Below are 21,413 nucleotides of genomic sequence, written 5' to 3'. Positions count from 1 at the left end.
GGTACGAGAGGAAAGAGACCACCAATGTTCTCCATCACCATCCGACTGATGCGCCGCAACGCGAAGATGCTCATCCCCGCCGGCATCGCCATCCTCATCGGCACGCTGTTCATCTCCAGCACCTTCCTGTTCGGCAACACGCTCGACCATTCGATGCGACGCCAGATGACCGCCATGTTCGGCGACGCCAACTACGCCGTCGCCGCATCCGACGACGATCCGGCGAATGCGATGCGCACCGTGGCCGACTACCATATCGACCGTCTTGACCGCATCGACGGCGTCGCCGGCGTGCGGCCGAACGTCGGCGCGCAGGTGCAGGCCAGCTTCGGAGGCAAGCATTCCACACTGCCGGTAATCCCCGTCGCCGGCAACAGCCGGCTCATGCCCATCGCCCTCACCAAGGGCGCATGGCCGAAGGCCGACGGCGAGATGGCGCTGCCGGCCGACGCGGCCGACCGGCTCGGGGTGGGGCTCGGCGACGTCATTACCATCGACAACTCCTCCGATTATGCCGGCGCGAACACGGCGCATGTCCTGCGCGAGAAGATCGTCGGTCTCACCAGCGACGACAACGGCGCATTCGCCTCGTACGGGGGAGCGGCGGCCATCAGCGAACGGGACACCGCCATCATGTCCGGCGTTGGCGAGAGCTTCGACGACCTGCCCGCCGGCGTACTGTATCTGCTCGTCGAGCCTCCGCACGGCTCCAGCGAGGAGCAGGTGATATCCCAGGTGCGCAAGGCGCTGCCGTCCGGCATCACCGTCACCGACGTGAACGACTACGCCGACAAGCAGATGAAGCAGCTCAGCGGCAACGGCACCGACATCATCACCACGTTCATGCTCGCTTTCGGCGCGCTCGCCATGTTCGTCGCCGCGCTGGTGATCGCCAACACCTTTCAGGTGCTGGTGGCGCGTCGTCGCCGAACATTGGCGCTGCTGCGCGCCATCGGCGCACGCAAGGGGCAGCTGTACGCCTCCGTGCTCGGCGAGGCCGCGCTGCTGGGACTGATCTCGTCCACGCTCGGCGTGGCCTCCGCGTTGGCACTCATGGGCGGGCTGCACGTCTCCGGACTGCGTTTGCAGGGCATCGAATTCGCGCTCGTCCTCACGCCGCAGGTGTTCTGGGTGCCGCTCGTGTTCGGCGTGGCCGTCACCATGCTCTCCTCCCTCGGAGCCGCACGATCCACCACGGCGGTGTCCCCATTGGAGGCGCTGCGGCCCATCGAACTGGCCGACACCCGCCGCACAGGCCTTGTACGCATGCTCGCCAGCATACTCATGCTCATCCTCGGCGTCGCGGCAATGGCGTTCGCCGTCTGGCAGAACCGGAGGCTCGACCTCCACCAGAGCACGATGATCAGCGGCGACGTCATCCTCCTGCCGCTCATGGCCGGCATGGCCCTGGCGTTCCTCGGCCTGCTGATGTCGGCCATCCGATGGCTGCCGGCGCTCCTGCACGGTGCCGGCTCACTGGTCGGCCATATCGGACCGAGCGCGGCCATCGCCTCGGCGAACATCCGCAGGAATCCCCGACGCATCGCCGCCACCGGAGCCGCCCTGCTCATCGGCGTCACCCTGGTGTCATGCATCGGCACCGGCGCGGCCAGTGCCAAAGCCACCGCCGCGGGAGCGCTCGACTCCCGTTACAGCGTGGACCTGCAGGTCACCGGGCCGAACCTCGACCAGCGCATGGTCAAGAAGATCACCGGTGTCCATGGCGTGGAAGCGGCCGAACCCGTCGCCACCGCCATAGCCCAATGGAAACAGCCCGGCTCCTCCGATAAGGTCACCGTCGAAGCGGTCGGCATTAGCGAACGCCAGCGAACCAAGGTATTCAACGCCACCGAAGCCACGCACCCCATCGGACGCGACACCATCGACATGATGACGACGATGGGCGACAAGACCAACCCCATCTCCAACGGCGGCAAGGTCGACGTCTCCTTCAGCGCCATGAACGCCTCCCACGACTCCGGAAACACCGCCGGAACCACCACGTTGACGGCATACAAATCCGACTTCCGCATCAGCTCCGACTATGCGGGCGTGGCCCTCGTCGACCCCGCGGTGATTAAGGCATCCGGCGTGCCCGTCACCACGCAGATCTGGGTGAAATCCGATGGCACCACCACGCCGGCCGACCTGTTCGCCGCAGTCCAGGACGCAGTCAGCGACGAACCCGGCGTACAGGTCACCGGCTCCATCGCCGAACGCATGCAATGGAACCAGGAGATCGACATGGTCATGGCGGTGCTCTTTGCCCTGCTTGCCGTCGCTGTGCTCATCGCCCTCGTCGGTGTGGCCAACACGCTGTCGTTGTCGGTGATCGAACGCACCCGCGAATCGGCCACCCTGCGGGCCATCGGCATGACCCGCGGCCAGCTGCGCCGTTCGCTTGCCGTCGAAGCGCTGCTCATCTCGCTCGGCAGCGGCGTCGTCGGTCTCGTCGTCGGCACGATATTCGGCTGGCTCGGCTCGAACGTGGCGCTCTCCTCGATCGGCACCGTGCGATACCCGGTCGACTGGCGCATGTACGCGGTCATCCTGCTGGTCGCGGCATTGGCGGCACTCATCGCCAGCGTTGCGCCCGCCCGCCGGGCGGTACGCACCGCGCCCGTGGAGGCGCTGGCCGAGGCCTAGCCCGCCGCTTTCAGGGAGAACATCGATGAACCACCAAGGTTTCTCCCAGACGGAAAACCTATAACGGAACACAACAGATAAGAGAAGAATCGCATTCCCCAGTGATGCCCGCACGACACGTCTCCGGACGTGAAACGGCGGGCATCGTCCATTCCGGAGTGGATGGTGGGTGCCCGAACCGCTCTGATTCGACTCGTCGACGGCGGCAGGCGAAACTACACCAGATGGTTCTCGTAGGCGAACACCACCGCCTGCACGCGGTCACGCGCGTTGATCTTCGCGAGAATATGCGCCACATGCGTCTTCACCGTCGGCAGACTCACGAACAGCTTGTCGGCGATCTCCTGATTACTCAGCCCATGCGCGATCTCGACCAGCACCTCGCGCTCGCGGTCGGTGAGCAGTTCGAGCTCGGGGTCGGTGTAGTCCGCCGGGGGAGCGGACCGTTGCGCGATGCGGCCGTCGCTCATCTTCTCGATGAGGCGTTTGGTGGCCGAGGGCGCGATGATGGCGTTGCCCTGATATACCGTGCGGATGGCGTCGAGCAGCGCCTCCGGCTCGGTGTCCTTGAGCAGGAACCCGGAGGCTCCTGCATTGATGGCGGCCATCACGTATTCGTCCAGGTCGAAGGTCGTCAGGATGATGACCTTCGTCGTGTGCGCCTCCTCGGTGTCGGCACCGTCCTGCGACGACGCGGTGATGAGTCGCGTGGCCTCGATGCCGTCCATGCCGGGCATGCGCACGTCCATGAGCACCACATCCGGATGCAGCCGTTCGACCGTAGCCACCGCCTCGGCGCCGTCGCCCGCCTGGCCGACCACGGCGAGGTCGGGCTGCGAGCCGATGACCATGGCGAATCCGGCGCGGACCAGCTCCTGGTCGTCCGCGATGACCACGCGAATGCAATGCTGCGACATGTCCGTCATGAATCCTTCCCTTCCTTGCCGTTCACTGGGATCGGCCGGTGTCGTCCGATACGGCGCCGCCCGTTGGTCCTCCGGCCTTCCACTGTAGCTGCTCGTCCAAAGGACTTGCGGGAGCCAGCCTCATTCCCTCACGTTGCGCGTCGTCGCTGAATCCGGTTTCGCGCAGCACGCCGAGCAACTGTCTCATGCGCTTCAGCGCAGCACGGCCTTCCTTGGCAATGCCGGCGAACGCGTCGGATATCATCTGTGTGTCGGTATCATTCGAATCAAGCAGCCGCAGTCCCGCGTCGGCCTTGCCCATGACTCCGAGCAAGGTGTCGGAAACGTCCGCCCGGATGTTCGCGCCGATGCGGTCGCGTTCCATGTTCGCCGCGAGGATTCTCTGCTTGGCCTCCTCGTCACGCAGCGCCTCCTCGCGCGCCTGCAGCACCAGCATGTTCGCGCCTCGGGCCCGCGACCACATGCCCGCCGCCATCACGCCAAACAGCGTTATACACGCGGCGAACGTGCAGGTCAGCAGCACGGGCAGCGCCCCGATGGACTTCGTCGTTCCGGTGTCCCCCATGATTGCGGGAATGCTGCCGATCAGTGTTGTCATGGACATGCCGAGGTAGTTCTGCGCGGTGAAGTTGACGGCGAACGTGAGCGAGCCGAGCGCGATCGTGGGGATGACCCATCGTTTCGCGGTTCTCGGCCCGTACAGCGTCACCGAATACACGGAATACACCGACACCAATGGCGCCAGGGTGTTCCACGGCAATGCCAGCAGTTCGAGGATCGTGACCGCGGCGAACACCGCGGCGCTGGCCTGCGGGAACCGTCGTCGCCATACCAGCGGCAGCAGCGTCAGCATGTTGGAGAGGTTTCGCACCGCGGCATATCCCGACGTCATGCCGTTCGCCGCCGAGACGTAGTACATCATGAACAGTGCCACGGCGACAAGCAGGTCCATCAGCAGGTAATGGCGTTCGGTCCATTCGGATACTTTCTCGATGATGTTGAAGTCGTCGGTCTCCGGTGCCTTGCCTGCGTGTCGGTCTTCTCGGTCATTTCGTATGGTATTGACCATCGTATGAATATGGTCGATTACGGCCTGTTTGAAGCCACTGGCTACGCGCGTCGATATCCGCCCGGCAGTGCCGCTGCGTTCGCCGTTCGCAACGGATGCCGTAAGCGGGGATTCACCGCATCCGCCGGCGGTCGAATCGACCGGATCGCGCATATCGGGGGAGGAGGCGTAGGGAATGAACGCCGTCACCTCGAATCCTCCTCCGATTCGGGGTCCGGCGGTGCCGGAGCCTCCCAGCGAGGTCAGCCGTTCCCTCATGCCGATGAGCCCATAGCCCTGCGTATGACCGTCGGCCATCGACGCGGCGCCCCTGCCGTCGTCGAGAATGCGCAGCCGCAGTCCATCCTCGTCCCATTGCTCCTCGATGTCCGCGTGCACGTCCGACCCGGCGTACTTGCGGATGTTCGTCAACGATTCCTGCATTATACGATAGACGACGATCTGCGCCGGGGCGCCAAGCTTGTCGGGGAGGGGATTGCCGAGCACTTTGCGTTCCAGACGCAGGTCTGAGTCGGCGTTCCTCGCTTGGGCGACCAGCCCGTCGATGTTGGCATAGCTCGGATGGTCGTCGTCCTCCGATTCGTCGTGATGCGTGGGTGATTCCTTCATGGCGTCGGTCCCGTCGTCATGGTGCCCGCCGAAGATGCCGAGCAGACGCTGCATGTCGGCGAGCGCCTTCGCGCTTTCGTCGCGGATGGTCGTCATCGTCGATTTGGCGAGTTCTCGGTCGTTGGCGCCGGCGAACCGTCCGCCGTCCGCCTGCACGATGATGATGGACAGCGTGTGCGCCACCACGTCATGCATGTCGCGGGCGATGCGTGCGCGTTCGGCGAGCGCCGCGATGTGGGACTCCTCCTCGCGTCGGGCCTCCAATGCCGCGTTGCGTTCCTGCATCCATCGTGCGGTGGCGAGTCGCGCCCGCTGCCAGTACGCCATGATGATGACCGCGATGACCGGAATCAGTATCATGCCCAGCATGATGGCGGCGTTGGTGCGTAGGGCGGGGTCGCATGATCCGAGGTCCATCGTGCCCGCCGGCGTAAGGCACTCATACGGTGCCGTCTGATAGCGTTCGGTTCCGGTCATGGTCAGCGGACCAAAGGCAATCACCTCGGTGTTGACGCCCGTCGTCAGGAAGGCCATGCCCACCGCGATGATGATGAACGGTCGTGCGGTCTCGCGTCGGCCGTATGCAATCACGGCATACAACTGCATCAGTGCGAAACAGTCGGTGACCACCAGCGCCGGACCGAACACGAGCTGGATGATGCACAACGTCACGAACAGTACGGCCGAGGCGTGCGGTGCCTTACGCCGGAAGGCCAGCGGCAGGGCGTATATCCACGTCCATGCTGTAAGCGCCCTGTCCGACGTGGGGAACAGCAGCCCGTCCTGCAGCCCCCAAAGATCGTTCGACGAGGTGGTCAGGCTGAGCAGGGCGGTCAATGCCAACGCCAGTATGACGTCCGATATGAGACGACGGTCGATGAATCGTCGGACGGTGTTCGCGACGTTTCGGAAAGCAATCACACCCATAGACTAATCGTTCGTCGGTCGTGTGCAATCCTCCCGGAGGATGATGATTCTCCTCGGATGATGATTTCGACATACTTCGGTGCGACAATGATGGCGTTCGATGACGTTACGAACAAGGAGCGAACATCATGCCATTGCTGGGGAAATACTATGTGCCGGGCCTGTATGTGGAGGACCATGCCATCGCCGTGCCGACTGATTGGAACGGCGCGAATCCCGCCGATGTCATGCGTTCGGGGCTGCCGAAGTCGTCGAAGGACGTCGACGACGGATTTCCTCCCACATTGAGCCTGTTCTACCGGGTGCTGTGCGCGCCCGATCATGTGCATGACGACCTGCCGCTGCTGGTCTTCCTGCAGGGCGGTCCCGGCGGGCAGTGCCCGCGGCCGCTTGGGCCGGACGATGACGGATGGATTGCCGAAGCCATCAAACACTTCCGCGTGGTCCTGCCCGACCAGCGCGGCACCGGCCGATCCTCGCGTATCGACGCACAGGTCATTTCGGGCATGGGCGCGCGCCGGGCCGCCGACTATCTGAAGCTGTTCCTCGCCGACTCCATCGTCCGGGACTTCGAATATCTGAGGCTCAAGGAGTTCGACGGCGCGCGCTGGGTGAGCCTCGGCCAAAGCTACGGCGGCTTCCTTACGCTCACGTATCTGTCGCTGTATCCGCATGGATTGGCCGCGTCGTTCACCACGGGCGGCATTCCGCATGTGCCGGCGGATGCCGCCGAGGTGTATGCGCACACGTTCCCGCGCATGGCCATGAAGACCCGGCAGTATTATGAGCGTTACCCGCAGGATGCGCGCCGTGTGGCCGCCATCGCCGACCGTCTGGCGCAGGGCGATGTCACCCTGCCGAACGGTGACCCGTTCTCCGTGCGTCGTCTGCAGATGCTGGGCAGCGACTTCGGCATGAAGCCGAGCTTCGAGCGGTTGCACTGGCTCGTCGACCAGGCGTTCACCGGGGGAGACGGGGCGATTCTGCCCGAGGACGACGAATCGGGCGTGACCCACGCCGACCATGCGTTTGGCCAGGCGCCGGCGGCCCTTTCCACGGGCTTCCTCATGAACGTGCTGGCGCGTACGGCATCGTACGAGCGGCCGCTGTACTGGCCGTTGCAGGAGTTCATCTACGCGGACGGCGAGATGGAGCGGCCGATTCGATGGGCTGCACAGCATGAGCTGGAACGCCATCCCGAATTCGCGACGACCGCGCGGCCGCTCATGTTCACCGGCGAGGCCGTGTTCCCGTGGATGTTCGACGAGGACAGTTCCCTCAGACCATTCAAACCGGCGGTGGAGCTGCTCATGGAGGACACGCGTTTCGGTCGCATCTACGACGCCGACCGGCTGGCCCGTAACGACGTGCCGTTGCAGGCGGCCGTCTACCACGACGACATGTACGTGGATTCGGGAATGCAGCTCGACACGCTCTCCCGTGTCGGGAACTCCCACGCATGGGTGACCAACGAGTTCGAGCACGACGGCGTGCATCACGGTACGCGCGTGTTCCGGCGGCTTTACGAGGAGGCCCTGAACCGCGGCGACCTCGCCGACCTGCAATAGCTCCTCCGCTGTCTTCCCCTTGAGGGGATGGCGACCGACGGCCGGCTGGATGGGATGATGCCCGTTTCCATGACCGTAAACAAAGAAATCGCCTGAGACTCCATGATCTGGAATCCCAGGCGATTTCGCTATCGTCATGCGGTGAGCCTGAACCTCAGGCCACGAGCGTCATCACTTGATGATGACGTCCTCCGGCTTGATGTCGGAGGTGAAGCTCGGGGCGAGCTCGGACTGGTAGGCCTTCTCGAAGAAGCCCTGCTCGGTGAGGGTCTTGATCTCCTTGTTGGTCCAGTCGAGCAGGCTCTTGTTGCCCTTCTTCACGGCCGGGGAGATGGTGGATTCCTCGCCGAGGGTCTTGATGCCCACGGTGTAGCCCTTGTTGTCCTTGGCCCACGCGTACAGGTAGGTGTTGTCGTCGGCGAGCGCGTCGGCGCGGCCGTCCTTGAACGCCTGGAACTGCTGGGTCTTGGAATCGAACTTCTGCAGGTTCACGTCGGGGTAGTTCTGGGTGAAGAACGTCTCGGCGGTGGTGCCCTTGGTCACGGCCAGGGTCTTGCCCTTGAGCTGGTCGGCGCTGGTGATCTTGGCCTTGTCGGGGGAGACCACGCCGATGGAGACCTTCATGTACGGGCTGGCGAAGTCGACGACCTGCTTGCGCTCGTCGGTCACGGTGAAGTTGGCGAGCACGAGGTCGACCTTGTCGGACTTGAGGGCGTCCACGCGACCGTCGGCGTTCACCTGAACCCAGTCGACCTTCACGCCGAGGTCCTTGGCCACCTGGTTGCCGAGGGCGACGTCGTAGCCGGCGCGGGTGCCGTCGTTCTTCACGTAGCCGTAGGGCGGCAGGTCGCCGAAGGTGGCGATGCGGATGGTGCCGGCCTTCTTGATCTGCTCGACGGTCTGGCCCTGCTGGGAGGAAGCCGCGCCATCGGAGCTGCTGGAACCGCCGCAGGCGGCGAGCGAGATCATGGTGACGCCAGCCAGCACACCGGCGATGACCTTCTTGAGTGTATTCATCGTTACTGTCCTCTCTATGTGATGAATCCCTTTAGAAAACTTGAAAAATCCGAAAGGCTGACGCCTCCGCCTACTCCTCGTCGCTGATCGGCGCCATGCTCTCAAGGAACGCCTTGGCGCGGTCGGTTTCGGGGTTGGCGAAGAAATCGTGGCCCGACTGCCTTTCGAGGATGACGCCGTTTTCGAGGAAGAGCACGGTGTCGGCCACGCGACGGGCGAACTCCATCTCATGCGTCACCACGATCATGGTCATGTGGTGTTCGGCCAGGCCGAGCATGAGCTCGAGCACCTCGCGCACCATCTCCGGGTCGAGCGAGGCGGTCACCTCGTCGAACAGCATGAGTTCGGGGTTCATGGTCAGCGCGCGCACGATGGCGATGCGCTGCTTCTGGCCGCCGGAGAGCTCGCGCGGATACGCGTTCTTGTATTCGCTCAGCTGCACGTCGGCGAGGAGCTTGTCCATCTGCTGCTCGACCTCGGCCTTCGGGCGCTTCTGCACCTTGGTGGGGCCGAGCAGGATGTTCTGCGCCACGGTGAGGTTCGGGAACAGGTCGTAGCTCTGGAACACCATGCCGATTTCGGTGCGCAGCTTGCGCCAGGTCTTCTCGCTGCCATCGATGGGCTTGCCCTTGAACGAGATGGTGCCGCCCTGGATGGTCTCCAGGCCGTTGAGGCAGCGGATGAGCGTGGACTTGCCCGATCCGGAGGGTCCGAGCAGCACGAACACCTTGCCGCGCGGTACGTCGAAGCTGATGTCCTTGAGGACCTCGTGGTCGCCGTACGCCTTCTTGAGATGCTGCACGGACAGCAGGATCTCGTCGTTGTTCGAATCAGCCATTGTTACGCTCCTTGGCACGCTTCTCCAGGGCCCGGGCGATCATCGCCAGGGGCCAGCACACGATGAAATACAGCAGGAACACGAATCCGTACACCCAGAACGCGGAATCCGGGTGGGCCATGCGGTTCGCCTCCATGATCTGCTGACCGACGGTGACGACGTCGATCACGCTGATGAGCAGCAGCAGCGAGGTGGTCATGATCACACGCGCCGCCAGGTTGATGGTCGCCGGCACCATGAGGTTCACCGACTGGGGGAGCCTCACGTACCACAGCAGCTGCAGGCCGTTCATGCCCAGTGCCTTGCCGGCGTCGACCTGATGCTCGGGCACGGAGATGAGCGCACCGCGCACGACGTCGCTGATCTCGGCGGCGACCCACAGGCCGAATGCCACCACGGCGATGGTCTCGCCGTCCACCTGTACGCCCATCTCACGAGGCAGGATGTAGTAGAAGAGGAACAGGATGACCAGCGTCGGGATGATGCGGAAGAACTCAAGATACAGGCGCAGCACGGCGCGCAGCACCGGATTGTGCATGATGCGCAGCGCGCCGAGCACGACGCCCAGCGGAATGCCGAAGACCAGCGCCAGTCCGGCCACGCTTACCGACGTCCACAGGCCGCCGAGCAGGCGGGTGAGGTTGTCGCCCGTGAACAGAATCGTCCAGCCGGAGTCGGCGGCCAGCACGGTCGTTGCGGAATCAATCGCCGAAAGTACCACGACGGACCCTCCTTTCGAGCAGCGTCAGCACGACGGACAGCGGGATGAGGATGATGGCGTAGGCGACGACCAGCATGAGCAGGTACTCGTCGGTGCGGTAGTACATGCCGATGAGGTCGCGGGCCGTGTTGGTCAGCTCCGGCACGGCGATGACGGTGAACACCGACGTCTCCTTGACCAGGAAGATCGCGTTGGCGGCCACGGCCGGCACGCTGCGCGTCAGTCCTTGGGGAAGCGTCACGTGGCGCACCATCTGCAGCGGGGAGAGGCCCAGCGCCTTGGCGGATTCCACCTGGATGGTCGGGATGCCGCTGAATCCTCCGCGGAACGCGCCGGACATGTAGGCTGCGCCGAGCAGCGAGATGCCGATGATGGCGCATGCCTGGGCGCTGAGCTTCAGTCCGATCGACGGGAAGCCGTAGTACAGGAAGAACAGCTGAATCAGCAACGGGGTATTGCGGAGCAGCTCCTCGAACGTGGCGCAGATCTGGGAGAGGACCGGCACCTTGTATTCACGCAGCAGCGCGATGACCAGTCCCAGGATGGTCGCCAGCACGACGCCGATGGCCGAAAGCTCAAGCGTCAGTACGAAGGCCTTGCGGAACAGGGGGAGGGCCTGTTGGATGACTTGCCAGCTCATCGTGCAGCCTCCTCCGATCCGTGAATTCTTATCTCTATCTCTTTGCTTTGCATGAGTCTTTTTCTCTTGAAAAACGTCTGTGAATACCATACGGGTTTTTCGACCGCCCGAAGAACGCCATCGGCCGCGGAGCCGTCCGGTGGCGGTTGCGGGAGAATGACGTCAGACGTTTGACGGACGACGTCGAAGCGTCGTCATCTGTCTATGGAAACGTTGCGGTCATTGGTGTTTTGACGGGGCATGCGCCGGTCGTCAAAGCGTCGAGCCCATGAAGGGACCTCCCATGGTTATGAACATCGTTTATGACGTGCTATCAGCAAATCAATAACCACCATAACAAAACTTTGGTGTGTCGTGATTGCGTCGCCGGAATTTCGTTATAGGAAACATGATTACCTCCTATAAACGGCATTTATAAGGACCCGTCGTCGCGTCCGATGCGCGGCAGGACGCCATGCCCGCCGATGTCCCCCGAACCCTTAGACTGGGAGACATGTCTTTAACTATTGGAATCGTCGGTCTGCCGAACGTCGGCAAGTCCACCATGTTCAACGCGCTGACCCGCAACAACGTGCTTGCGGAGAACTACCCGTTCGCCACCATCGAGCCGAACACCGGCATCGTGCCGCTGCCCGACAAACGCCTGCCCGTGCTCGCCGAGCTCGTGCACACCGAGAAGATCGTGCCCGCCACCGTGACCTTCGTCGACATCGCCGGCATCGTCAAGGGCGCCTCCGAGGGCGAGGGCCTGGGCAACAAGTTCCTGGCGAACATCCGCGAGGCCGACGCCATCTGCGAGGTCGTGCGCGCCTTCGAGGACGACGACATCGTGCACGTCAACGGCAAAATCGACCCCGCCGACGACATCGACACCATCAACACCGAGCTCATCCTCGCCGACATGCAGACCATCGAGAACGCACTGCCGAAACTCGAGAAGGACCTGCGCGGCAAGAAGATTGAGCCCGCGTACTTCGAGGCCGTCAAGAAGGCCAAGGAGATTCTCGAGGCCGGCGAGACCATCGACCACGCCGCCGCCGCGGGCAAGATCGACAAGGCCGATGTCTACGACCTGCACCTGCTCACCGCCAAGCCGTTCATCTACGTGTTCAACGTGGACGACGACGAGCTGCAGAACGACGACCTGAAGAAGAAGCTCGCCGACTCCGTGGCCCCCGCCCCGGCCGTGTTCCTCAACGCCCAGTTCGAGGCCGACCTCACCGAACTCGACGAGGCGGACGCCCGCGAGATGCTCGAGGACGCGGGACTGACCGAATCCGGCCTCGACCAGCTGGCCCGCGTCGGCTTCGACATCCTCGGCCTGTCCACCTTCCTCACCGCCGGCGAGAAGGAGGTGCGCGCCTGGCAGATCCACAAGGGCTACACCGCTCCGCAGGCCGCCGGCGTCATCCACACCGACTTCGAGAAGGGCTTCATCAAGGCCGACATCGTCTCCTACGACGACTTCGTGGCCGCCGAAGGCTCCATGACGAAGATCAAGGAGGAAGGTAAGCTCCGCCAGGAGGGCCGCGACTACGTCATGCAGGACGGCGACATCGTCGAGTTCAAGTTCAACGTCTCGAAATAGTGGAAATAGTGGATTCTCCGCCCCCGCGAGGAGCAGCGGAGGGGCGTAACCGAAATCATGCCAAGTGGGGCTCCGTTCCGATGATTGTCCGGAACGGAACCCCACTCGCAAAAAACGTGAAAACCTCAGTGATTCGGCAGTATCTCGCCCATGGAAAACAACGCAGCCTCGCCGCCGAGGCTTACACGGCCGTCACCGACCGATGCGTGGATGATTCCTCCGCGTTCGGACGCCTGACAGGCCACCAGATTCGACTTGCCGAAACGACGGCTCCAATAGGGGAGGATATGGCAGTGGCCCGAGCCGCAGACCGGGTCCTCGACTATGCCGAGCTTCGGCGCGAACGAACGGGAGACGCAGTCGAAGCCCGTTCCCGCTTCGCCGGCCGCCGTGACATTGACCAGCAGTCCATCCAGCTTTGCCATCAACGTCATATCCGGTGTCAGACCGCGCACGGTCCTTTCGCCGTCCATCACGCACAGCAGGTCACGGCCCAGCCATGCCTCGACGGGCCTCGCACCCAGCGCCTGTTCCATCGCATCGGTGACGGGAACCGACGTAAGGTCATAGGCGGGAAAATCCATGACAAAGATCTCTCGGCCCGACTCGTCTCGTCGTCGTACCACGGATAATTCGCCGCTCATCGTATGAAAGTGCACCTCGTCGGCTTTCGGCTCCACGAAATGCAGCACCACATAGGCGGATGCAAGGGTGGCATGGCCGCACAAATCGATTTCGCCACCCGGTGTGAACCATCGCAGATGGTAACCCTCAGGCTCGCGCACGATGAATGCGGTCTCCGAAAGCCGGTTCTCCATCGCAATGTCCGCCATCAATTCGTCGGACGGCCAGGAGGGCGGCAGACACACCGCGGCCGGATTCCCCCTGAAAACCCTGTCGGTGAACGCATCGACCACATACTGTTGCATAACGTCATTGTAACCGCGTTGGTGAGCGATAACCGTCGGTGGATCGACGGAGACCGTTCCGGTATGGGCCCCGTCCCGCACGATCCTCGGAATAGAACCCCATGCAGGAAACACCGATTGAATAATCGGCATGATGTTCCTCCCGCAGAAGGCTCATACGACTTTGCCGACGATTTGTGACCGATTGCGCTCAAACGTTTTGTGAGCGGTAACCATTGGCGGTACGCTATATCAGTCCCGAATACGAATACTTCCCATATGAGAGGAAAGAGAGCCTCCATGAAGAAGAGCCTGCTGTCCATCGCCGCCGGAGCCTTCGTGCTCGGCGCCGCCGAATTCGTGATGATGGGCATCCTGCCCCAGGCCGCCTCGGCCACACACGTCTCCATCCCCACGGCCGGCCACTTCATCTCCGCATACGCGATCGGCGTATGCGTCGGCGTGACCATGCTCGTCTTCGGCCGCAAGACCAGTCCCAAGCATCTGGTGATCCTGTTCATGGCGCTCGCCCTCATCGGCAACGCCATGAGCGCGGCCGCGCCGAACGCCATCGTTCTCGTCATCGCCCGTTTCATCGCAGGCCTGCCGCATGGCGCGTTCTTCGGCACCGGCACAGTCATAGCGAAGGCGCTCGCCGACAAGGGGCATGAGGGCAAGGCCGTGTCCGTTATGGTCACCGGCCAGACCATCGCCAACATGTTCGGCGTGCCCGCCGGGACCCTGCTCGCCGAATACCTAGACTGGCGTCTTGCCTTCGTGATCTTGGCGCTTGGCTCGGCACTCACCATCGTGCTCACGCTGGCTTGGATGCCGCTCATCCCCGCCGTGCCGGACGCCGGCCTCGCCGGGCAGTTCCGCTTCCTCGCCAAGCCCGGTCCGTGGCTGGTGCTCGGAGCCGTGTTCGTCGGCAACTCCGGCGTGTTCTGCTGGTGGAGCTACGTCTCTCCATGGCTGCAGAAGACCGGCGGCTACGATTCGCAGTTCGTGCCATTGCTCATGATGCTCGCCGGATTCGGCATGGTCGTCGGCGGTCTCGCCGGCTCGCATCTGGCCGACCGGTGGCTTCACGCCGCGACGGCTTCCGCAGGGCAGGCCATCTCCGCCATAGGCCTGCTTATGGTGTTCCTCGTTCCGGGGAACCTCGTCACCTGTGCCATCCTCACGTTCTGGATCGCGTTCGGGCTGTTCTTCATCAACGGTCCGCAGATGCTGCTCATGGCCGACGCCGGCAAGGGCGGCGGCGAGCTCATCGGCGGCGCCGCCGTGCAGATCGGCTTCAACGGCGGCAACGCCGTGGGCTCACTGGTCGGCGGCATGGCGTTGAACGCCTCCGGCATGAACTACCACGTCACCGGACTGGCGGGTCTACCGTTCACCGTGGTCGCGGTGCTGCTGCTCGCCACATTCGCTCTGCGCTACGAACGCAAGGAAGCGCGCTGATTTACCTTGGCTGATTCGTTCTTCCCGTTTCCATGCCTTGATAGCTGACGTCTCGTAGAGCCGAGGCCACGCGACGGATGTCATCCGGCGTGGTGCGGCAGCATCCGCCGATGATCGTGGCTCCCTCGGCAAACCATTCCGAAGCGAGCCGGGCGATATCCAGACCTCCGGGATTCGGTGTCCACGTCTTGGTTCCGGGATGGTAGACATCGCCGTTGTTCGGATAGGCGATAATCGGCTTCGATGTTGCGCGACGAATGATGTGGACAGCAGGGGAGACCGTCTCCGGCGGCACGCAGTTGACGCCAATCGCCGCAATCTGCGGATTGCCGTCAAGCTCGGCCACGGCCTTCTTGAGTGGCGTTCCATCGCACAGATGCCCCGCATCCTGCAGACTGAACGACACCCATGCCTGTGTTCCCGCGAATTCATCGTTCAATAATCCGACCAAAGCCCGCACCTCGCCGATATTCGGCATCGTCTCGAACGCGAACAGATCCACGCCGGCATCGGCAAGCGCCTGCATACGCGGACGATGGAAATCGCGATACTCCGCGTCGGACAGCGCATAGTCTCCCGTGTATTCGCTGCCATCCGCCAGAAACGCGCCATACGGCCCCACGCTGCCGGCGACGACAAGCGGACGGTCGGCGGTCTCGTCGTCCGTGTGCGCCCTGCGATACTCCTCCCGAGCGGCGATGGCCTCCTCCGCGGCGACGGCGATCAGACGTCTGGACTGCTTTCCCGATAATCCCAGCTTCTCAAACGCCGGAACATTCGCCTGATACGAATCGGTGATGGCGATGTTCGCTCCCGCCTCGAAATAGGCCCGATGCACGTCACGGATGATTCGCGGACTGTCGACGAGTGCCGTCGCGGACCATAACGCACTCGCCGTGTCCACGCCCTGCCGCTCCAGTTCCGTCGCCATCGACCCGTCCACGATAAGCGGCGACTGTCGCCGCAAAGCCCCGTCAAAAACATCATCCATAGGCAATATGGTAGACACTGGGGAATGTCCGTTTCGTCGTCGATTGCTACATTGGATGTTGAATTTGGGTGGATGGCGGGGCAAGCGTGCCATTGCCATAAGAGAACATGAACGAAGGAGCGAACCCATGCGGCGACCGATCATGAAGAACGAGGCGTTCCTACGCAGGGCATCCGAGCCGGCCACGCAGGACGACCTGCCGGTGGGCGACGATCTGAGGGACACGCTTGAGGCCCATGCGCACGAATGCGTCGGCATGGCGGCGAACATGATCGGCGTTTCCAGACGTGTCATCGTGTTCGCCGACGAACTGATCGGACGCAACATGGTCATGTTCAATCCCGAGATCGTCGACAAGGCAGAACCGTATGCGGCGAGCGAGGGATGCCTGTCGCTGACGGGGGAGAGGAACACCACACGCTACCGCCGCATCACCGTCACCTACCGCGACCGTCGCTGGCGTGAACGCACCGCACGGTTCGAGGACTTCACCGCTCAGATCATCCAGCACGAGGTCGACCACTGCAACGGCGTCATCATCTGACGGCGTTCGACACATATCGACCGGCAAGAACGTCAATCATCGCAGGAGGTCAATGCATATGACAGACGATACCGTACGAGAAAACTCCTCCTATCAATTGCCCGAGGGGTTCGAGCATTGCTCGAAGCTCAGGCCCGTCGTCGAGGCGAAGACCGCGCTCGACAGGGTGAAGGCCATCGTCGACATCCTCTATTCGCCCGGCGGCTGCCCGTGGGACGGCAAGCAGACCAATCGCACGCTGCTCAAGCATCTGCTTGAGGAGACCTACGAATACATCGACGCCGTGGAGACCGACGACCGTGACAACATGCGCGAGGAGCTCGGCGATGTGCTGCTCCAATCCATATTCCAGGCGCGCGTATGCGAAGCCGACCCCGACGATCCGTTCGACATCGACGAGGTCGCCGACCGGCTGGTGAACAAGCTCATCACCCGTCATCCTCACGTGTTCGTGCCTGACGACGACGCTGCAGCACCGTCTTCCGGCTCCGAATCCCCGGAGGATACGCTTGCCCTGTGGGAAAAGGTCAAGCAGAAGGAGAAGCATCGCAAGTCCGTGCTCGAGGGCATCTCGCACACGCAGGGTGCGTTCCTGCGCGCCGCGAAGGTCGTCTCCCGCGTCTCCAAGTCACCGCATGCCGAAGAACTGTTCGGTGCCTTCGGCGGAATCGACGATGCCGATTCCATGGCGGAGTCCCGACCCGACGCCTTCGCCGACGAGATACTCGCCGTCATCCGTCGGGCCCAGGCCGACGGAGTGGATGTGGAGGCCGCTCTGCGCAACCGTCTGCGCGATGTCGAAACGGATATCGCACGGCGCGAGGGGACCATCGCCGGACGCGAGGCCCAGACCGACTCATCCGAAAGCTGATTTCCGCATCGAAGGGCAACGAGGGCAACGGGGAAGGACCGGCATGGGCAACATCGTCGATTACGTGCGCAACGAGTTTCGCGACTTCGCAGAACTGGAGTTCAACGAGGTCGATTCATTGGTGTTTTCGGAACTGGCCTACATGCATGCGCCGCAAGTCGTGCCCCGATACGGCCGCGCCAGATCCGTGGACACCGTGCCGATCACGATGCTGCTGCGGGCCGAGGACTACCCCCGCATGTTCGATACGGGGTCCGAGCGGCTCAACGCATCGCGGGCCGACCTGCTGCGCGCGATCTGCGAGTCCCCGCGATTCCGCGGGCTGCGGGTGGGGGAATATGTCGAACGATATGACGTCGGCGAGGAGATGCAGTTCGCGGCCATGACCTTCGACCTCGGCGACTGCGCGGGAATCGGAAGGGCCCGGCCCGCCAGGAGCCCCAAAGGCTCCGCCGTCGGCGACGCCGTGATGAACGGACTGCTGTACGTGGCCTTCCGCGGCACCGATGGCACGCTTGTCGGGTGGAAGGAGGACTTCAACATGGCGTTCCGGTGCCCGGTGCCGGCGCAGCGGAACGCCATGGCCTATCTCGAATCCATCATCGACCGGTCCGCGGGCTTCCCCGGCGGTCATGCTCCGGCTGTGATGGTCGGCGGACATTCCAAGGGCGGCAACATGGCGGTGTATGCCGCCACCGGCATCGTGCAATCCGATCTTGACGGTATAGGGGAGCGGGCGCGTCGCCTTGGCCTGGTGCCGTCGCCATCGGCCCCCGTCACCGGTCGGTCCGAACGAATCGGCGCGGTGTTCTCCCATGACGGTCCGGGACTGCCCCAATCGACGGCCGACACGGCGGCATTCCATGCCATCGCCGGACGCATACACAAGACCGTGCCGGAATCCTCGATCATCGGAATGCTGCTGCATACGGTGAATGACTATACCGTGGTCATATCGGACGAGACCGGCATCATGCAGCATATGGGGCTCAGCTGGCAGGTGGCCGAAGGCGCCCGCTCCGGCGAATCCGGCGGGTTCCGCACGGCCGAAACCATCGGCGACCCCGCCGCCTATATCGGCAGGGTCGTGGACGCATGGCTGGAGGCCGTGCCTCCCGAACGCCGCCGCAAGGTCATCGACGAAACCTACCAGATCTTCGCCGCCGCCGGATACGACCGGTTTTCCGAGCTGGCCGCGAACTGGTCCACGGCGCTGCCGAAGATTCTCGACGCGGCGCGCGGTACCGACCGCGAGACCCGCACCCTGCTGTTCGACGTGTTGAAGACACTGTCGGCAAGTGCCGTCAGATCGCTTGGCGCATAGCCGCATCCACCGCGCGGTTCATGACCGCCGGACGATTGCGAAGGCAAGTCACAGATACGTGCTCCATCCGAGCTTGGCCGCCAGGATGACGCCGGCGAGCACCGCCGCCGCGCGCATGATTCTGGCGGGGATGCGGCGAGTGATGGGCGGCGCGATGTAGCTGCCGAGGAAGCATCCGGCGCACAGGGCGACGGCGAACGGCCAGTTGACGGATCCTCGCACGATGAACATGATGGCCGCGGTGATGTTCGCGCCGAATCCGATGACGGTCTTCAGCGCGTTGATCTCATGGAACTTGCCGATATGGCCGAGGTCGAGGATGGCGAGCGCGAACGTGCCGGCGCCCGCGCCGAAGTAGCCGCTGTAGATGCCGACGAAGCTCACGCCCAGCCACATCCACCACGGGTCCTTGCGCACGTCGTCCTTCGGTTTGGCCAGTTCGCGTTCCACGGCCTCACGCGCCTGCGCCGAATCCGGACCCAGCGCCTTGCCGACGGAGTCTCGGGCGTGGGCACGTTCTTTCGGGTTGAACGCGATGATGAGCGCGCTGAACAGGATGAGTGGCGGCACCAGATATTCGAACACGGCCGGGGGGAGTTCCAGCAGCAGCAGACCGCCGACGATACCGCCGACCACGCCTATGGTCGCATAGATGATGACGCGCGTGCGATGTCCGGTCAGCTCCTTGCGGGCGGAAAGGCATCCGCCCACGCCGGTGCCGACCACGCCCACGGTGTTCGTGGTGTTCGCCAATACCGGCGGCACGCCGATGGCCAGCAAGGCGGGATAGGAGACCAGCGACGAGGCGCCGACCGCGTAGCCGACGAACCCGGCGCCGATGCCGGCGAGCAGTACGAGCAGCAAAGTGACTACCGAGATTCCGGCAATGGTCATGGTCTTCCTCACATCATGTCGTCATCGAAAACGAATTGAACAACAAGCGAGCATAGCCATTCGCCACCGGTCGGTCGAACGTCTGACCGTAACGTGGACCGTTGCCGTATGTTTCATACGATTGCTTGTGTCCTCTATCATCGGCAGTGTCAGCGATAGGTGCTCCATCCCAGAACCCCAGCGAGAAGGACACCGGCGACCATGGCCACCATGCGCATGATATTCGCGGGAATATGGCGGGTGACGGGAGGGGCCAGCGCACCGCCGATGAAGCAGCCGGCGCCCAAGGCGATGGCGTACGGCCAGTTCACCGTGCCCCGCGCGATGAACAACACGGCGGCGGTGACGTTCGACCCGAATCCGATGACGGTCTTCAACGCGTTGATCTCATGGAACGACCCGACGCGTCCCAGCCCGAGCACGGCTATGGTGAGCGTGCCGGCACCCGCGCCGAAATACCCGTTGTACACGCAGGCGAACACCACGCCCAGCCACATCCACCACGAATCACGGCGTGGATCGTCTCGGTCCGGAACCGTTGCATTCGCATTTGCGATGCGTTTGCCGGGATCGGCCACGATGGTGATGGCGCTGAACAGGATGAGCGGCGGGGCGAGATACTCGAATACGACGGGCGGCAGCTCGATCAGCAGCAATGCGCCGGCTACACCGCCGATGACACCGATGACCGCATAGATGATGACTCGCGCGCGATGGCCGGAAAGCTCCTTGCGGGCGGAGAGCAGGCCGCCTATGTCGGTGCCCAGCATGCCCACGGTGTTCGTGGTGTCCGCCAATACCGGAGGCACGCCGATGGCCAGCAGCGACGGATAGGACACCAGCGACGCCGCACCGGTGGCATACCCTATGAAACCGGTGCCGAAACCTGCGATCAGCACCAGCAGCAGGGTGACCGCCGAAACTCCCGCAATGGTCATGACGCTCCTGTTCGATAACGGTCGGATGAGTACGAAACGCAACCGATGATAATCGTCGGGCAACGGTGCGGACGATATCCGGCCGTAACGTGGACTTCGGCGTTATCATCGAAGCGGAACCGCCGCGACCGGCATGGACGCCGGACGATGACCAAGGTCGGTAATCCGGTGATCAGGATCATCCACGGAAGGAACAACATGAGCACGAACACGGGAAAGAAACTCGCCATCGTCACCGGCAGCGCCATGGGCCTCGGCTATGAGCTCGCCCGACAGCTGATCGGCAGGGGCTGGTTCGTGGCCGGCATCGACTTCAACGAGGAGCGTCAGGTCGAACTGGCCAGGGAATTCCCCGCCGACTCGTACCATGGCTTCGTCGGCGATGTCTCCGACGAACTGTTCGTCAAGAAATCCGTGGCCGAAATCGCCGGAATCGGTCATATCGACCTGCTCATCAACAACGCCGGCCAGCCGTCGTTCAAGGAACCGGCGAAATACGAGGCCGCTGACGTGGACAAATGTCTCAAAGGGCTTAGGGGCATGATTCTGTGGAGTGTCGAGACGCTGCGCGTCACAGGGGAGCGGGATCTCAAGATCGCGAACGTCATGAGCACCGCCGCCACCCGGGGCAATGCGAACGAATCCGTGTACTGCGCCACCAAATGGGGGGAGAGGGGCTATACGCAGAGCCTCAAGGCCGCGTACAAGGGCAGCAGCGTGAAGGTCGTGGGCGTGTACCCTGGCGGCATCGACACCGACTTCTACCGCGACAGCCACGACTATGTGTCATTGGAGAAGCAGCACTCGTTCATGAGCCCTGCCGAGCTGGCGGAGGTTATCCTGTTCAATCTTGTCAACGACGCCAACCTCACCGTCTCCGACATCCTCATCGAACGAAACTACCGCTGAGTCGCCGATTGCCGGCGCCGTTGA

General features: G+C 63.3%; 18 protein-coding genes. 8 read left to right on the top strand and 10 right to left on the bottom strand.

All coding sequences use genetic code 11. The features are described from left to right. The first annotated feature begins 24 nt into the window (after window positions 1-24). On the top strand, window positions 25-2,646 hold the full coding sequence (locus tag CS006_RS07755) for an FtsX-like permease family protein (RefSeq protein ID WP_100511223.1): 2,622 nt from the start codon (window positions 25-27) through the stop codon (window positions 2,644-2,646). A 215-nt stretch (window positions 2,647-2,861) separates the two neighbouring features. Here CS006_RS07755 and CS006_RS07750 read toward each other — a convergent pair whose 3' ends face one another. Together CS006_RS07750 and CS006_RS07745 are read right to left on the bottom strand one after the other, a co-directional pair. Beyond that, window positions 2,862-3,572, bottom strand: coding sequence for a response regulator (locus tag CS006_RS07750; protein WP_423734834.1), 711 nt, complete (start codon window positions 3,570-3,572; stop codon window positions 2,862-2,864). Between the two features lie 22 nt (window positions 3,573-3,594). Next, complete coding sequence (locus tag CS006_RS07745) at window positions 3,595-6,177, bottom strand: sensor histidine kinase (protein WP_100511222.1); 2,583 nt, start codon at window positions 6,175-6,177, stop codon at window positions 3,595-3,597. 128 nt (window positions 6,178-6,305) lie between these two features. Here CS006_RS07745 and CS006_RS07740 point away from each other — a divergent pair, with 128 nt between their 5' ends. Continuing rightward, window positions 6,306-7,745 (top strand): alpha/beta fold hydrolase, encoded by a 1,440-nt coding sequence (locus CS006_RS07740; protein ID WP_100511221.1) that lies wholly within the window; start codon window positions 6,306-6,308, stop codon window positions 7,743-7,745. 171 nt (window positions 7,746-7,916) lie between these two features. On the opposite strand, the gene CS006_RS07735 is transcribed toward CS006_RS07740, so the two are convergent. From CS006_RS07735 to CS006_RS07720, 4 genes are all read right to left on the bottom strand, one after another. After that, on the bottom strand, window positions 7,917-8,762 hold the full coding sequence (locus CS006_RS07735) for a transporter substrate-binding domain-containing protein (RefSeq protein WP_100511220.1): 846 nt from the start codon (window positions 8,760-8,762) through the stop codon (window positions 7,917-7,919). Window positions 8,763-8,832: 70 nt separating this feature from the next. Then, the gene (locus CS006_RS07730; RefSeq protein ID WP_100511219.1) at window positions 8,833-9,600 is read right to left on the bottom strand and encodes an amino acid ABC transporter ATP-binding protein; all 768 of its coding nucleotides are present in this window, start codon (window positions 9,598-9,600) and stop codon (window positions 8,833-8,835) included. Next, entirely contained in the window at window positions 9,593-10,321 is a 729-nt protein-coding gene (locus CS006_RS07725) for an amino acid ABC transporter permease (protein ID WP_243386913.1), read from the bottom strand. Before CS006_RS07725 ends, CS006_RS07730 begins: the two co-directional genes overlap by 8 nt. Next, window positions 10,302-10,961 carry an amino acid ABC transporter permease gene (locus CS006_RS07720; protein WP_100511218.1) on the bottom strand — a complete coding sequence of 220 codons (660 nt, stop codon included), beginning with the start codon at window positions 10,959-10,961 and terminating at the stop codon, window positions 10,302-10,304. The genes CS006_RS07725 and CS006_RS07720 overlap by 20 nt, the downstream gene beginning before the upstream one ends. A 493-nt stretch (window positions 10,962-11,454) precedes the next feature. On the opposite strand from CS006_RS07720, the gene ychF reads away from it, so the two are divergent. Beyond that, the gene (gene ychF, locus CS006_RS07715; protein WP_100511217.1) at window positions 11,455-12,549 is read left to right on the top strand and encodes a redox-regulated ATPase YchF; all 1,095 of its coding nucleotides are present in this window, start codon (window positions 11,455-11,457) and stop codon (window positions 12,547-12,549) included. A gap of 125 nt (window positions 12,550-12,674) precedes the next feature. Here ychF and CS006_RS07710 read toward each other — a convergent pair whose 3' ends face one another. Further along, complete coding sequence (locus tag CS006_RS07710; RefSeq protein ID WP_207760022.1) at window positions 12,675-13,610, bottom strand: PhzF family phenazine biosynthesis protein; 936 nt, start codon at window positions 13,608-13,610, stop codon at window positions 12,675-12,677. 147 nt (window positions 13,611-13,757) lie between these two features. Here CS006_RS07710 and CS006_RS07705 point away from each other — a divergent pair, with 147 nt between their 5' ends. Next, window positions 13,758-14,918 carry an MFS transporter gene (locus tag CS006_RS07705; RefSeq protein WP_100511216.1) on the top strand — a complete coding sequence of 387 codons (1,161 nt, stop codon included), beginning with the start codon at window positions 13,758-13,760 and terminating at the stop codon, window positions 14,916-14,918. Window position 14,919: 1 nt separating this feature from the next. Here CS006_RS07705 and mmuM read toward each other — a convergent pair whose 3' ends face one another. After that, entirely contained in the window at window positions 14,920-16,008 is a 1,089-nt protein-coding gene (gene mmuM, locus CS006_RS07700) for a homocysteine S-methyltransferase (RefSeq protein ID WP_204313985.1), read from the bottom strand. 28 nt (window positions 16,009-16,036) lie between these two features. Between mmuM and CS006_RS07695 the strand changes: the two genes are divergently transcribed. Genes CS006_RS07695 through CS006_RS07685 form a run of 3 tightly spaced genes read left to right on the top strand, consistent with a single transcriptional unit; the run spans window position 16,037 to window position 18,648 of the window. Further along, complete coding sequence (locus CS006_RS07695; protein WP_100511214.1) at window positions 16,037-16,453, top strand: peptide deformylase; 417 nt, start codon at window positions 16,037-16,039, stop codon at window positions 16,451-16,453. Between the two features lie 58 nt (window positions 16,454-16,511). Then, on the top strand, window positions 16,512-17,324 hold the full coding sequence (locus CS006_RS07690) for a nucleoside triphosphate pyrophosphohydrolase (protein WP_225432857.1): 813 nt from the start codon (window positions 16,512-16,514) through the stop codon (window positions 17,322-17,324). A gap of 43 nt (window positions 17,325-17,367) precedes the next feature. Further along, window positions 17,368-18,648: an Mbeg1-like protein gene (locus CS006_RS07685; RefSeq protein ID WP_100511212.1), complete on the top strand. Its 1,281-nt coding sequence runs from the start codon at window positions 17,368-17,370 to the stop codon at window positions 18,646-18,648. A gap of 48 nt (window positions 18,649-18,696) precedes the next feature. On the opposite strand, the gene CS006_RS07680 is transcribed toward CS006_RS07685, so the two are convergent. Further along, the gene (locus tag CS006_RS07680; RefSeq protein WP_100511211.1) at window positions 18,697-19,542 is read right to left on the bottom strand and encodes a sulfite exporter TauE/SafE family protein; all 846 of its coding nucleotides are present in this window, start codon (window positions 19,540-19,542) and stop codon (window positions 18,697-18,699) included. A gap of 149 nt (window positions 19,543-19,691) precedes the next feature. Further along, complete coding sequence (locus CS006_RS07675) at window positions 19,692-20,480, bottom strand: sulfite exporter TauE/SafE family protein (protein ID WP_100511210.1); 789 nt, start codon at window positions 20,478-20,480, stop codon at window positions 19,692-19,694. Window positions 20,481-20,678: 198 nt separating this feature from the next. On the opposite strand from CS006_RS07675, the gene CS006_RS07670 reads away from it, so the two are divergent. Then, window positions 20,679-21,389, top strand: coding sequence for an SDR family oxidoreductase (locus CS006_RS07670; protein ID WP_100511300.1), 711 nt, complete (start codon window positions 20,679-20,681; stop codon window positions 21,387-21,389). Window positions 21,390-21,413 lie beyond the last annotated feature (24 nt).

Source organism: Bifidobacterium primatium (assembly GCF_002802875.1).
Lineage (GTDB): Bacteria > Actinomycetota > Actinomycetes > Actinomycetales > Bifidobacteriaceae > Galliscardovia > Galliscardovia primatium.
Note: the sequence above shows the minus strand (reverse complement) of the source record. Positions and strands in the feature narration are given on the sequence as shown.

What these genes read in the sequence shown, in the direction of transcription:
- mmuM (WP_204313985.1), bottom strand. Translation starts at nt 16,008, where the DNA reads ATGGCAATGGCACGCTTGCCCCGCCATCCACCCAAATTCAACATCCAA.
- CS006_RS07710 (WP_207760022.1), bottom strand. Translation starts at nt 13,610, where the DNA reads ATGCCGATTATTCAATCGGTGTTTCCTGCATGGGGTTCTATTCCGAGG.
- CS006_RS07695 (WP_100511214.1), top strand. Translation starts at nt 16,037, where the DNA reads ATGCGGCGACCGATCATGAAGAACGAGGCGTTCCTACGCAGGGCATCC.
- CS006_RS07755 (WP_100511223.1), top strand. Translation starts at nt 25, where the DNA reads ATGTTCTCCATCACCATCCGACTGATGCGCCGCAACGCGAAGATGCTC.
- CS006_RS07740 (WP_100511221.1), top strand. Translation starts at nt 6,306, where the DNA reads ATGCCATTGCTGGGGAAATACTATGTGCCGGGCCTGTATGTGGAGGAC.
- CS006_RS07720 (WP_100511218.1), bottom strand. Translation starts at nt 10,961, where the DNA reads ATGAGCTGGCAAGTCATCCAACAGGCCCTCCCCCTGTTCCGCAAGGCC.
- CS006_RS07670 (WP_100511300.1), top strand. Translation starts at nt 20,679, where the DNA reads ATGAGCACGAACACGGGAAAGAAACTCGCCATCGTCACCGGCAGCGCC.
- CS006_RS07680 (WP_100511211.1), bottom strand. Translation starts at nt 19,542, where the DNA reads ATGACCATTGCCGGAATCTCGGTAGTCACTTTGCTGCTCGTACTGCTC.
- CS006_RS07750 (WP_423734834.1), bottom strand. Translation starts at nt 3,572, where the DNA reads ATGACGGACATGTCGCAGCATTGCATTCGCGTGGTCATCGCGGACGAC.
- CS006_RS07675 (WP_100511210.1), bottom strand. Translation starts at nt 20,480, where the DNA reads ATGACCATTGCGGGAGTTTCGGCGGTCACCCTGCTGCTGGTGCTGATC.
- CS006_RS07735 (WP_100511220.1), bottom strand. Translation starts at nt 8,762, where the DNA reads ATGAATACACTCAAGAAGGTCATCGCCGGTGTGCTGGCTGGCGTCACC.
- CS006_RS07685 (WP_100511212.1), top strand. Translation starts at nt 17,368, where the DNA reads ATGGGCAACATCGTCGATTACGTGCGCAACGAGTTTCGCGACTTCGCA.
- ychF (WP_100511217.1), top strand. Translation starts at nt 11,455, where the DNA reads ATGTCTTTAACTATTGGAATCGTCGGTCTGCCGAACGTCGGCAAGTCC.
- CS006_RS07690 (WP_225432857.1), top strand. Translation starts at nt 16,512, where the DNA reads ATGACAGACGATACCGTACGAGAAAACTCCTCCTATCAATTGCCCGAG.
- CS006_RS07745 (WP_100511222.1), bottom strand. Translation starts at nt 6,177, where the DNA reads ATGGGTGTGATTGCTTTCCGAAACGTCGCGAACACCGTCCGACGATTC.
- CS006_RS07705 (WP_100511216.1), top strand. Translation starts at nt 13,758, where the DNA reads ATGAAGAAGAGCCTGCTGTCCATCGCCGCCGGAGCCTTCGTGCTCGGC.
- CS006_RS07730 (WP_100511219.1), bottom strand. Translation starts at nt 9,600, where the DNA reads ATGGCTGATTCGAACAACGACGAGATCCTGCTGTCCGTGCAGCATCTC.